This window comes from Larkinella rosea (assembly GCF_003858635.1).
Classification (GTDB): Bacteria; Bacteroidota; Bacteroidia; order Cytophagales; family Spirosomataceae; genus Larkinella; species Larkinella rosea.
Genome location: NZ_RQJO01000010.1, coordinates 535,081 through 548,508, shown reverse-complemented (window position 1 = coordinate 548,508; position 13,428 = coordinate 535,081). Strand labels below are relative to the sequence as shown.

Here is a 13,428-nt window from a genome sequence, read left to right as displayed (position 1 = left end):
AAGAGTTATGAGTTAAGAGTTAATGAATGCGCACAGATTTTTTAACTCTTAATTCTTAACTCATAATTCCTACCTCTTGATGGCTCGTGATTTTGGAGAAGTAAACGTCTTCCAGGTTGGCTTCGACGGGATCGAAACCAAGCTGAGGAGTGTCGCTGTAAATATGGATTTGGGTTTTACCGCCCTTAAGCTGCGTCGAAATCACCTGATGGTTGGCTTTATAAGTGTCCAGTTCGGCTTTTTCGATGATTTTGCGCCAGATTTTTCCCTGAATACCCGCCACCAGATCGGCGGGGTGTCCCTGCGCAATCACGTTTCCGAGGCTGATGATCGCCATGTCGGAGCAGAGGTTGGTGACGTCTTCCACAATGTGCGTAGAAAGAATGACGACGGTATTTTCGCCAATTTCCGAGAGCAGGTTATGAAACCGGTTGCGTTCGGCGGGGTCCAGACCGGCGGTAGGTTCATCCACAATGATCAGGCTGGGACTGCCGATGAGCGCCTGGGCGATGCCAAACCGCTGTTTCATCCCACCCGAAAACGTACCCAGATTCTTCTTTTTGACGTGCGCCAGATTGACTTTTTCGAGCAGTGCTTCGACGATCAGTTTCCGTTCCCGGCTGTTGTTGATGCCTTTCAAACTGGCAATGTGGTCGAGCATGGTTTCGGCCGACACTTTCGGATAAACCCCAAATTCCTGCGGCAAATAGCCCAATACGCGCCGGATGGAATCTTTCTGGCGCAGCACATCGATGGTTCCCAGGGGCGTATCTTCCAGCAGAATCTGACCGCTGTCGGCTTCCTGCAAGGTTGCAATCGTGCGCATGAGCGACGATTTACCCGCCCCGTTCGGTCCCAACAAGCCAAACATGCCTTGCGGAATCGTAAGTGTGACATTGTGCAGCGCCTTGACGCCATTGGAATACGTTTTATTCAGATCGGTAATCGTCAGTTTCATTGGAGGATGGGTTAAGTTAAGTCATTGATCGGTTCGGCGGATACGCATTTTGAGTAGAAAGTAAGTATAGTATATATTTCGTCATTTTTCTATTGGAGATGCAAAATCTTTCTACGCATCTTAATCAGGGAAAGTACGCATTTCAGGAATCGGTTTTCGAAAAAGATCTAGTTTAAAATTAAGCTGATTTTGCCGGAAACAGTGGCGGTTTTGGTAAAACTACTTTGAATTTAAAGTGATTATTGGTAATAATTTCAAAAAGAATATAAATCTACTTTCAATAATAAACTGTTTTAGAAAATTTGTTTATTTTTGAAATGACGAAATTGCATTTGGCTTTATTCGGAAATAATAAAATCTCATCGTAGTTTAGTACAAAAAAATTACGAAACCTACGAAATCATGGACCTTCCCATCTCTCGCCGAAATTGGTTACGCACGGGTGCTCTGTTAACCGCCGGTCTTACATTAAACCGGTCGTCTTTCGCGCTCAATCCGGTTGCGGTAAATGCACTGCACGAACAAACGCTCTTCAACGAATTTGCTCAGTTGGGTCGGGAAATGCCGAAACTGAAAGCCCGGATTGCCTTCAACGAAAATCCGCACGGAATTTCGAAAAAAGCCAAAGAAGCGCTCATCCAGGCGGCTGAAGTCAGTAACCGGTATGCCATGTTCGAAGGCCAGGAACTGAAGCAGTTGATTGCGGCTAAGGAAGGCGTCAAACCCGAGAACGTAATGCTTTCCGCCGGATCGTCAGAATTGCTGACGGCGATGGCGGTTTATTATACGGGGAGTGCTGCCAAAAGCAGTGGCGGTACCATTCTGACCAGCCAGTTTACCTACGACGATTTTCTGGGTTGCGCCAAAAAATTCGGTGCCAAAATCGAAGCCGTACCGCTGACGAAGGAATACCGCTACGACCTGGCCGCTATGAAAGCTAAAGTTACTGCGGATACCCGATTGGTTTATATATGTAACCCCAACAACCCGACGGGAACCGTTGTGCCGGTGGCCGATCTGGTGGCTTTCTGCAAGGAAGTGTCGCCCAAAGTACCGGTTTTTATCGACGAAGCGTATATCGATTTTCTGAAACCGGAAGAACGTCCGGCCCTGCCGAAACTCGTGGCGGAAGGCTACAACCTGTTCCTGACCCGCACGTTTTCCAAAATACACGGTTTTGCCGGTTTGCGGTTGGGCTACGCCATTGCACCCGAAAAATTCCTGCCCGAATTACAGAACTACTCGCGGGGTGAGTGGAACCCGAGTGTAACCACGCTCAAAGCCGGAATTGCCAGCTACCAGGACGAAGAGTGGCAGAATTTCTGCCGCACTGAAAACGACAAAGCCCGCGAATTGCTCTATAAAGGGCTGAAAGAGAAGGGGTACGAATACGTTCCCTCGTATGCCAACTTCGTGTTGTTTCCGATCCGGATGAAAACGAAACAGTTTGAAAAAGAAATGTTCGGCAACGGCATTCTCACCTCCACCCGCGAATACAACGCCCAGCCCTACTGCCGCGTCAGCGTCGGCACCGTAGACGAAATGGGTATGTTTATGGACGTCTTTAAGAAAATAGCCTGATCCAATGAAGAATGAACAATGGACAGCCTTTCATTATCCATTGTTCATTCTTCATTCTTCATTAAACTATGACCCGACGGAATTTTATTGAATCAACCGGAGCAAGTTACGCAACCTTACTGGCGTGGGGACTTTTAAAACCGGCGCCCGCCGAAGCGTTCGATTTACCGGCCAATGGACTCAAAGAAGGAAAAGCCCGAAAAGTAGTAATTCTGGGCGCGGGTCTGGCGGGAATGGCCACCGCCTACGAATTGGGGAAACTGGGGTACGATTGCACCATTCTCGAAGCCCGGAGCCGCTCCGGTGGCCGCGTCTGGACGGTTCGGGGCGGAACGAAGGAAACTGAAATCGGCGGCACGGAACAAACCTGTACATTCATTGACGGTCAGTATTTTAACGGCGGAGCGGCCCGGATTCCGCACAATCACCACCTCACGTTACATTATTGCCGTGAACTGGGCGTACCGCTTCAGATTTTCAACGGTTCCAACGAGTCGGCCTGGTTGTATAACGACGGCGGGCCGGGGTCGCTGGCCAACAAGCGGATGCGCATTCGGGAATACCACAGCGATATGCGCGGTTACACGAGCGAGTTGCTGGCGAAAGCGCTCGATCAGGCGTCGCTCGATCAGCAGTTGACGAAAGAAGACGTCGAAAAGCTGGTCGATTTTCTGAAAAATGAAGGTGATCTGAATACCGGCAAGCTTTACAAAGGCACGAATCGCCGAGGGTACAAAACGATGCCCGGCGCCGGGGCTGTTCCCGGTGACCTGGTCGATCCGTATGGGTTGACGGAGTATTTACGTTCCGGTTACATGCAACCGGTTTTTTACAACAACGGCGATTATACGTTCGAGCAGCATTCGACGCTCCTCCAACCCGTTGGCGGGATGGATGCGATTCCGAAAGCACTCGAGAAAAAACTGGTCGGAAAGATTCAGTTCAATGCACCGGTGAAGGAGTTGCGGAAAACGGAAAACGGCGTTCGGGTGGTGTACCAGAAAGACGGAAAACCGACCGAAATCACCGCCGAATTCTGCGTTTGTACCCTGCCGTTACCGGTTTTGAAAAAGATCGAATCGGACCTGTCGCCGATGGTGAAGCGGTCGGCGGATTTTATTCCGTACATGAAAACCGGTAAAATCGGGCTGCAATTCAAACGGCGGTTTTGGGAAGAAGACGACGCGATCTACGGCGGAATTTCCCGTACCAACATGGATATCAATCAGATCTGGTATCCGTCCTTCGACCTGATGGGCAAAAAAGGCGTGCTGATCGGCTATTATAATTTCTACAGCCGGGCCGAAGCGGTGGGGGAACTATCGCTTCCCGCACGCGAAAAAATGGCGTTGGAGCAGGGGTATAAAATTCACCCGCAATACCCGCAGGAGTTCGAAAACTCGTTCTCGCTGGCCTGGCAGAAAATTCCGTATAGCGAAGGCGGCTGGGCGGTTTACGACGATGCCATCCGTCGGAAATTCTACCCCGCGCTGCTCGAACCGGATGGAAACATTTATTTTGCCGGGGAACATACGACGTACCTGACGGCCTGGATGGCCGGAGCGTTTACGTCTGCCCGGCGGGTGGTCGATTCACTGCACGCCCGGGTGGGTGAGTACACGAAAAAATAACGTACCCACGGACCGCCGGGCGGCCCCGTTTAGTCCGTGTAAACTATACTGTCAACTCAGAGTAATAAAACTCACGGACTTTAGTCCGTGGGTACGTAATTAAACCATCTACTATGAAAACTAACTTACTTCGTCAATTCCTTGTCATTGGTTGTGTTGCGGTTTTGCAACTGGTTTCGCTACGCGTTTGGGCGCAGACTGCGAGCATGTCGCTGGATCAGTTGAAGGCCATTAAGGCCATTAAAATTGGTAATCTCGAAAAAGATACCTATTTCAAATCCGGCGATTTTATTCTGGATCGTTACGAAGAACGTCCGGCCTACGTCTTCAATTACAGCGACGGGATTCCCCGGAAAATCTATTTGTACAAAATTTTCACGGCTGCCGACACCAAAGAACTGGGTTTGCTGGCGGTTTATGAAAATGGAAAAACCAAAGAAACCAAACCGTTCGTGGTTCCCGGTGCCAGCGCCGATCGCAAGGCGTGGGATGCGTACATCGATGATCTGAAATACGTTGGTGAAAAAGAAGCCGGGCTGATGTCGGCACTCGGTTTTGTACTCTCCCGCGAAATGGCGCTGCTGATGGGTGGCGGAACGAAAGAAGAAGGCGGTGAGAAGAAAAAAGAAGAATACAATTTCTGCTTCCCGGCTGATGCGGTCGTAACGCTGGCCGACCGGCAAACGAAAACCATCGACCAGATCAAAGCCGGTGATGACGTAATGGCGTACGATGCCAAAACCCGCTTGCTGGTTTCGGCGAAAGTACGGGAAGTAACGATTCACCAAAAACCGAATCTGGCGATTACGGGCGTTTGGATCACTCCGGTTCAGGAAATTTCCGCCAGCCATTCAACGACACTGACCAAACCGGTGTTGCTGGAAGCCACGGCGAACCACCCCGTTCAAACCGCCACCGGCGCGAAGAAATTAGGTGATTTGCAAAACGGCGATGTTCTCTACCGTTTCGACGGCGCAAGCCACTCGGTAGCCGCCTGGAAAGTCGCTCATACTCAATCGGATATCCGGACGATCAACAAAGTCTACAACCTCGTTACCGATCGCGGCAGCTACCTGGTGAATGAAGTGGTGGTGCTGGATAAGTAATCGGTTTACGGTATTCGGTGGCTGACGCGTTCCAAGTCAAGAGCGCAAGCTAGCATGCGTCAGCCACCGAAACGTCGGCCCGGCGTAAACCGAATACTGAAAACCGTAAACCGCTCATTCACATTCCCCAGGCCGTCATTCCCCCATCGACGGCAATCGTTTGGCCGGTGATGTAGCCCGCTGCGGGCAGGCAGAGAAACGAGACGGAAGCCGCAATTTCTTCCGGTTTCCCGGTGCGGTTCATCGGCGTTCGTTTCAAAATTCCTTCCAGTTTCTCCGGATTGGTCAGCACCGGTTCGGCCAGTGGCGTCAGGACGTACCAGGGCGCAATCGTGTTGACCCGAATGTTATCTGTCGCCCACTCGACGGCAAGGTTGCGTGTCAGTTGGTGGAGAGCGGCTTTGGTCATGCCGTAAATGGAACCGCTGCTCGTGTGCGTCAGGCCGGACACCGACGATACAAAAACTATACTTCCCTTCCCCGACTTTTTCAACAGCGGATAAGCCGCCTTGCTCAATTCATAGCCCGACCGCAGGTTGGTGTTCAGCAGGAAATCGAACTCGTCGGTGGTGTAGTCGACGGTCGGTTTTCGGATGTTCGTTCCCGCATTGTTGATCAGAATATCCAGACTTCCCCAGCGTTCCTTCACCGTTTCGATCAGTTGCGTTGCCGCGCCGGTTTGACTCATATCGACCGCCAGTCCGTCTACCGAAAAACCGCTCTGCCGGTAATCACTCAGTTTTTGTTGAAGCAGGTTGTTGTCGCGGGCGACGATAAACACATCTGCGCCAAATTCCAGCAGTTGTTTTACGATGGCCTCGCCAATGCCTTTGGTGCCGCCGGTGACCAGCGCACGGTAGCCGGTCAGTTGCCAGAACGCATTCATAATGTTAGGGATTACACGGTTTTCAAAAACCGCAAGAAACGAAGTCAGCGACAGAAAACCATTTGATTGGTTGATAAATTACCGTAACGATGAATTTAGCAGGTCAAAAATCCCAGCCCACCGTTTTAACGGTGGGTTATGTGAGAAAAATTGAACCACCATTAACCGTTTCAACGTTTTTCGATCCGGGTTTTAAACCGTTAAAACGGTTTTTATATAGGTCAGATTTTCGCTCAGCCCACGGTTAAAACCATGGGCTTGTATTTTTAAAAAAAGAATAAAAATATTTTGTACAATCCTGAGTATTATTTGAATTATCGCACCTATTAACCACCAGTCGCGCCGTTCGACCTCGTCATTTTCTGACTACTCATTCTGAATCCGGTAAATCGCAGGGATCATGTTGAAACCCGATCTAAGTCAAAAATACCAAAACGCCTGGGAGAAAACCGATGAAACGTTGCTGTGGCAGCAATTTCGGGAAGGGTCACCGCTGGCTTTTCAGGAATTGGTGCAGCATTTTTACCGCGAACTCCATTTTTACGGCGGCCGGTTTACCCGCGATTCGGATTTGCTGAAAGACTGTCTTCAGGATTTGTTCCTGGACTTGTGGACCTACCGCGCCAAAATCGTGCAAACGCAGTACATCCGGCCGTATCTCTACAAATCGCTCCGGCGGAAAATTCACCGGGAGGTGCAGCGCCATTCGTCGGTTGTCAACGAAGACGGCTTTGCATTCGACGATGTGAGTTCGGAAGAAATTACGGCAGAACAGGCCCTGATTCGGACCGAATTGTCGGATTACCAAACCGCTCGGCTAAATGACTTGCTGGCGCAATTGTCGGACCGCCAGCGGGAAGCGATTCACCTTAAGTTTTACGGAGAATTATCGAATGATGAAATCGCCGACATTCTGGCCGTTAACCGGCAATCGGTGGCCAATTTACTGTATCGCGGACTGCGTCGGCTGCGGGAAAGCTGGCCTTCGTTGTTGTCGATGATCGGTTACTGGTTTCTGGGACACTGATAAAAATAACCGCACCCTGAGTATGGCACCGGCAAGGACGCCTATTAACGACCGAAGCCCTTCCACAGCACCTCTATGAAAGCGTATCAACAGTTTACCGTCGAAGATTTCCTGATGGATGCCCGGTTTCTGGCGTGGGTTAAACACGGCCAGCCCGAGGCCCGGCAATTCTGGGAGCAATGGCAGCGGGAAAATCCACAGCAACGGGCCACGTTATTGCTGGCGAAAGACATGGCGGAAGCACTGAAAAACCGCCCGCACAATCTATCCGTAGAGCAGGAAATACTGGAGGTGGAACGGATCGTCAAACTGGCCAGCTATGCCCAGGAACCGTCGCGCTGGCAGCGGGTTCAGCAATCGTTCAGCCATCGCTACTGGCAGGTTGCGGCCACCATCCTGTTGATATCGGGCATCGGTTTAGGCTGGTTTCTATTGCGCGAAAAACCGGGTTCGCTGCCGGAAACCGTTGCGTTTAGCGAAAATGAAAAACCGCCTAACGATCAGTGGGTCAGTCAGGTAAACGGGACCTCGCAACCGGTCGATTTGACGTTGCCCGATGGGAGCCGGATGCGGTTGATGCCGAACAGCGAAGCGCGGTATCCCCGCACATTTAACCTGGATCAACGCGAAATTCAGTTGAAAGGCGAAGCTACCTTTTCCGTTGTTCATGAAGGGAAGCGCCCTTTTCTGGTGTACAGCGGCCCGCTGGTGACGCGCGTTTTGGGCACCCGATTTCGGGTGCAGGCCCGCGCCGGAGAAAGCCGAATGAAAGTCTCGGTGATTTCGGGCAAGGTGTCGGTGATGGACCGGCGCGACTGGAAAACCGCCCAACGTCCGGATTCGAAGGAAGTGCCGGGAGTGGTACTGACTGCCAATCAGCAGGTTACGTATGATGCCAGCCAGAGCCGCTATCAGAAAGAACTCGTAACGCAGCCTGCCGTGCTGGCCCAGCCCGAAAACCGGGAGTCTTTCAATTTCGAGGATACGCCGGCGTCGGGCGTTTTTGAACGGCTGAAAAAAGCCTATGGTGTCGAAATCATCTATGATCCGACGGTTCTGCGAAACTGCACCCTGACGGCGTCGATGGCGGGCGTGCCGCTGCACGACCAACTCCGGCTGCTGTGTGCGTCCATCGGGGCCTCCTACGAAGTGGTCGACGCCCGGATTATTGTCACCAGCAAAGGCTGTCAGTAAACCATACCAAAAAAGAAAAGCCCGCTATGGTGCGAACATAGCGGGTGGAATTGACCGATCCGGCGGCACTTTTCGGGCCACCGCGGACCGGTGTAGCTACTCCTTTGCCCGGAATAACTAAACCACCTCCAAGTTATGTACAAGTTTACAAATCACGAAACGATTCGGATGCTTATGCGAATTTCGTTCCTTCAGGTGTTGCTGACGGCCTTGCTGATGAACAGTGTGCTGGCGGCCCGGGCGCAGGAACTGCTCGATCAGCGGGTGAGTGTTCGGCTGGATAACCACACCATCCGGCAGGCGCTGACGACGCTGGAAAAAACCGCCCATGTCAAGTTCGTGTACAGTCGTCAGATTGTTCAGGTCGACCGGAAAATCACGCTGGCGGCCAGTGACGAGCGCCTGGTCGATGTGCTCGACCGGCTGCTGAAACCGCTGCAACTCCGGTACGTGGTGACGGGGAGCCAGATTGCGATTATTCCCGGCCCGGTTTCGGAAAGCCCGAACGACGACCAATCCGCAACGATCACGCCCGAATCCGAAAAACCGGTAGACCGGGTGGTGAGCGGGAACGTGACGGACGAAAAAGGGGAGGGCATGCCGGGGGTCAGCGTCGTGGTCCGAAATACGACCCGGGGCACCACCACCGATGCCGATGGGAAATTCAAACTGAGCATTCCTGACGAACGGAACGACGCCGGGGCCACCATTCTGGTTTTTTCGTTTGTCGGTTATTTGAATCAGGAGGTGCCGGTTGGCAACCGGTCGACATTGGATATTCATCTGAAAATCGATACCAAAAGCCTGGAAGAAGTGGTTGTGGTAGGCTACGGAACCGTTAAGAAGAGTGATTTGACCGGTTCGCTGTCGCAGGTAAAGGCTAAAGAACTCAATTCGTTTCCGAATGCCAACGTGTTGCAGGCGCTGTCGGGTCGGGCGGCTGGCGTGCAGGTGTTGCAGAATACCGGTGCGCCCGGCGCCAGCGTCAGCGTCCGGATTCGGGGCACTAATTCCATTCAGGGTGGCAATGAGCCGTTGTACGTGGTCGACGGTTTTCCGCTGTCTGGCAGCAATCCGACGGTGTTGAACAACGCGGATATTGAAAACATCGAGATTCTGAAAGATGCGTCGGCAACGGCCATTTACGGGTCGCGGGGCGCGAACGGCGTGGTGTTGATCACCACCAAACGAGGGAAATCCGGCAAAACAACCGTGGATTTCGAGACCAGTTACAGTACGCAGACCTTGCGGAAAAAACTGGATTTGATGAATGCGAAGGAGTTTGCGACCTTTTACAACGAACAGGCCGCCAACGACAACCTGAAACCGTATTTCACGCAAGCCCAGATCGACGGTTTTGGGCAGGGTTTCGACTGGCAGGACTTCGTCTTTCAGCGGGCACCCATGAAAACAGCCGCGCTGACCATCAGCGGTGGCAGTGAAAAGACTCAATTTTCCATTTCCGGCAGTCTGTTCGGGCAGGACGGCATTATTCGCGGTAGTGATTACAACCGGTATTCGCTCCGCACCAACCTCAATCACGCCATCAGTAAAAAACTATCGTTTAATCTGTCCTCGACCTTAACCAAAATCACCACCAACGCCCGCAACAGCCAGGGCGGTAACCGGGGCGCGTCGCTGATCGCGGGGGCGATTTCGGCCCCGCCGGTTCTGACGCCTTACAATGACGACGGCACCTATCGGGTGTTCGGCACCACGTACGCGTTCATCAATGCGGCCCTGGTCAACCCGATCAACTCGCTCAACGAGCAAACCAACCTGACCAAAGGAAACCGGGTGCTGACCAATGCCGCCTTTGTGTACAATCCGATTCCGGAACTGACGCTCAAAATTTCGGGCGGTATCGAAAACGCCGACGACCGCACGGATTCGTACACGACCAACAACTACGTCGGATCGCAGGGCAGCGCGGGCGTCAGCACCAGCCAGTTTACCAGTCTCCTGAACGAGAACACAATTAGTTACAACAAAACCATTCGGCAAAAACACAGCATTTCGGCAGTCGCCGGTTTTACCTACCAGGATTTTGTCAGTACCTCGCTGTATGGCAGCGGGTTAGGCTACATCAGCAATGCCAGCCAAACCTACGATCTGGCAGCTGCCGGAACGCCGGGGATTCCGACGTCCAGCTATTCCAAGTCGACGCTTGCGTCTTTTCTGGGGCGCGTCAATTACGCCTTCGACAGCAAATACCTGGCAACGGTCAGTTTTCGGATGGACGGTTCGTCCAAATACAGTGCGGGCAATAAATGGGGCCATTTTCCGTCGGCGGCCGTGGCCTGGCGGGTTTCCAACGAGGATTTCCTGAAAAACAATGCCTTCATTACCGATCTGAAACTCCGGGCCAGCTGGGGGTTGACCGGTAGCCAGGCTATTGGAGCTTATGCGACACTCAACCAGTTGGTGTCGGCCAAAACCATCTTCGGCGACGCGCTGTATACGGCTTACGCGCCCGGCACGAACCTGCCCGGAAATCTGAAATGGGAAACCACTGAACAGAAAGACATCGGGGTAGACTTCGGGATTTTGGGCAACCGGGTTGTGCTGACGGCCGACTATTACGTCAAAAATACCCGGGATCTGCTGAATACCGTGCAGTTACCGTCTTCGCTGGGCTTTATAACCACGCTTAAAAATGTCGGCGAAGTTCAGAATAAAGGCGTTGAACTGGGACTGAATGCAAACCTGTTTTCGGGCGTATTTAAATGGGATATCAACGCCAACATTGCCTTTAACCGCAACAAGGTCATCAAACTCTACGGCGGGCAGGATATTCTGGGCGGTTTTGTCGACATTTCGGCCATTACCGACACGCGGAATATCCTGCGGGAAGGCCAGCCAATGGGCCGTTTCTGGGGATATCTGGAAGACGGTTTTGACGAAAAAGGAAAGATAAAATACAAAGATCTGGACGGTGATAAGGCGATAACCGTTCGGGATAAAACGTTTATTGGTGATCCAAACCCGAACTTTATTTACGGGTTTAACTCCAGTATGTCGTACCGGAATTTCGATTTAACCGTCTTCATTCAGGGTACGCAGGGGAACGATATATTTAACACCAGTTCCATCAATAATACCGTCGATTACGGCTACGGCCTGAACATGCCCCGCGAGGTTTTTCTGGATCATTGGACACCAACGAATCCGAACGCGAAATACCCGGTGATCAGCAGCACCACCCGTACGAACGTATCCGACCGGTTTGTGGAAGACGGTTCGTACATGCGGTTGAAAAACATTCAGTTAGCCTACAATTTGCCCGTTCAGAAATGGGGTGTCAAATGGATTCGAAACGTTCAACTGTATGCCAGCGGTCAGAACTTACTGACGTTAACGAAGTATTCGTGGTGGGATCCGGAAGTGAATTCCAACGGCGGTGCCAATTCAACGGCGCAGGGGTTTGATCACTTTAGCTATCCCACTTCCAAATCCGTCACCTTTGGCCTCCGGGCGGGATTTTAAATGCATTGAGTAAATGAGGGTTGAGTGATGTAAAAATCATTTGGCAGCTTCGCTCTTTCTTCACTCAATCGCTCATCCATCAATCACTCATTGATCCATGAAAAAGCTACTACTATTCCTTCTCCCAATGCTTCTTCTCCTATCCTGCGAGGATATTTTAAAAGAAGAACCGAAGACCCTGGCGGTTGAAACGTATTACAATACAAAAGCCGAAGTAGAATCGGCTGTCAACGCCATTTATGTGCCCTTGCGGAGCAGTTCGACCAACGGCATGGGCGTTTATATGGCGGTTTTGGAAGCGCATATCGATTACGCCTATGGCCGGGGAAGTTATGCGGTTTTAAATAATTTTCAGGGGCTGGATAACGTCAACATCAGCCGCGTTTCCGGGGCCTGGGAAGCCTATTACCTCAGCATTCGGAATGCCAATCTGGTGATCAAAAACGCACCGAATGGAAAAGCGATCAGCAAAACCGATATCACCGGTTATGTGGCCGAAGCGAAATTTCTGCGGGCCTTCAGCTACTTCCACCTCGTGCGGAACTGGGCCGGAGTGCCGCTTCGGACGGAGGCCAACATGACCGAAATCGACGCCAAACGAAACACCGTCGACGAAGTGTATGCCTTGATTCTGGCCGATTTGAAGGAAGCCGAAACGAACCTGCCCGATCAGGTCACGCAGCCGGGGCGGCCCACCAAATGGGCGGCCAAAACCATGCTGGCGGATGTTTATCTGGAGCAGGGAAAATTTGCCGATGCGCGCGACAAAGCCGATGAAATCATCAAATCTGCTAAATTTTCCCTGGTTCCGGTCGCGTCGTCCGACGATTTTCAGAAAGTGTTCGGCCCGGATTTGATCTCGACGCCCGAAGAGATTTTTTACCTCAAATTCTCCCGTCAACCCAGTCAGGGCAATCTTTTTCCGACGCTCATCAACCATCCCGGCACCAAATTCCTCGGCGGGGGCGGGGGCGTTTTCGGCCTCCACAGCGACAGCACGAATCCGGTTTACCAGAGCTGGGATAACGCCGATCTTCGGAAAGGAATCTGGTATTCCTGGAATATCGGCATCGGCGCAACGACCTTGTTGAGCAAGAAATTCATCGATCCCAATTCGCTCGAATTTGCCGGGGCCGGTAACGACGTGCCGTGGTATCGCTACGCCGATGTGTTGCTGATTTACGCCGAAGCAGCGGGTCGGGCGGGTAGCGCGCCCACGGCGGCCGCGATGGAAGCGCTCAATCAGGTGCATCGCCGGGCGTACGGAAAAACCGCTCTGACGGCCTCAACGGTCGATTTCAAACTGGCGGATTACCCAACGACGGCTTCGTTTCTGAATCTCGTGGTCAAAGAGCGCGGCTATGAATTTCAGTACGAAGGCAAACGGTGGCTGGAGTTGAAGCGGACGGGAAAAGCGCAGGAAATTATTCAGGCAGCTAAAGGGAAAACCATTGCTGACAAACATTTTCTGTGGCCGATTCCGGTTTCCGAACTGAATTACAACAAGGCCATCGATCCGGTGAAAGACCAGAATCCGGGGTATTGATTTCTACCAACTT

Annotated in this window: 9 protein-coding genes; 7 read left to right on the top strand and 2 right to left on the bottom strand. The window is 52.0% G+C overall.

The annotated features are described in order from the left end of the window. Positions 1-55: 55 nt before the first annotated feature. On the bottom strand, positions 56-958 hold the full coding sequence (locus tag EHT25_RS23105) for an ABC transporter ATP-binding protein (protein ID WP_124877524.1): 903 nt from the start codon (positions 956-958) through the stop codon (positions 56-58). 402 nt (positions 959-1,360) lie between these two features. On the opposite strand from EHT25_RS23105, the gene EHT25_RS23100 reads away from it, so the two are divergent. The 3 genes from EHT25_RS23100 to EHT25_RS23090 all read left to right on the top strand — a co-directional run bounded on the left by EHT25_RS23100 (position 1,361) and on the right by EHT25_RS23090 (position 5,276). Beyond that, positions 1,361-2,539, top strand: a complete 1,179-nt coding sequence (locus tag EHT25_RS23100) for a pyridoxal phosphate-dependent aminotransferase (protein WP_124877523.1) — start codon at positions 1,361-1,363, stop codon at positions 2,537-2,539. A 68-nt stretch (positions 2,540-2,607) separates the two neighbouring features. Continuing rightward, on the top strand, positions 2,608-4,170 hold the full coding sequence (locus tag EHT25_RS23095) for a flavin monoamine oxidase family protein (protein ID WP_124877522.1): 1,563 nt from the start codon (positions 2,608-2,610) through the stop codon (positions 4,168-4,170). A 113-nt stretch (positions 4,171-4,283) separates the two neighbouring features. Then, positions 4,284-5,276 carry a Hint domain-containing protein gene (locus EHT25_RS23090; protein WP_124877521.1) on the top strand — a complete coding sequence of 331 codons (993 nt, stop codon included), beginning with the start codon at positions 4,284-4,286 and terminating at the stop codon, positions 5,274-5,276. A gap of 118 nt (positions 5,277-5,394) precedes the next feature. Here the strand turns inward: EHT25_RS23090 and EHT25_RS23085 are convergent, their stop codons facing one another. Continuing rightward, positions 5,395-6,162 (bottom strand): SDR family oxidoreductase, encoded by a 768-nt coding sequence (locus tag EHT25_RS23085; RefSeq protein WP_124877520.1) that lies wholly within the window; start codon positions 6,160-6,162, stop codon positions 5,395-5,397. A gap of 400 nt (positions 6,163-6,562) precedes the next feature. On the opposite strand from EHT25_RS23085, the gene EHT25_RS23080 reads away from it, so the two are divergent. The 4 genes from EHT25_RS23080 (at position 6,563) to EHT25_RS23065 (ending at position 13,415) form a co-directional block, all read left to right on the top strand. Continuing rightward, the gene (locus EHT25_RS23080; protein WP_124877519.1) at positions 6,563-7,189 is read left to right on the top strand and encodes an RNA polymerase sigma factor; all 627 of its coding nucleotides are present in this window, start codon (positions 6,563-6,565) and stop codon (positions 7,187-7,189) included. Between the two features lie 75 nt (positions 7,190-7,264). Then, positions 7,265-8,383, top strand: coding sequence for a FecR family protein (locus tag EHT25_RS23075; protein WP_124877518.1), 1,119 nt, complete (start codon positions 7,265-7,267; stop codon positions 8,381-8,383). Between the two features lie 135 nt (positions 8,384-8,518). Then, the gene (locus tag EHT25_RS23070; RefSeq protein ID WP_229311759.1) at positions 8,519-11,869 is read left to right on the top strand and encodes a TonB-dependent receptor; all 3,351 of its coding nucleotides are present in this window, start codon (positions 8,519-8,521) and stop codon (positions 11,867-11,869) included. Between the two features lie 127 nt (positions 11,870-11,996). Then, positions 11,997-13,415 carry a RagB/SusD family nutrient uptake outer membrane protein gene (locus tag EHT25_RS23065; protein WP_229311757.1) on the top strand — a complete coding sequence of 473 codons (1,419 nt, stop codon included), beginning with the start codon at positions 11,997-11,999 and terminating at the stop codon, positions 13,413-13,415. Positions 13,416-13,428: the final 13 nt, after the last annotated feature.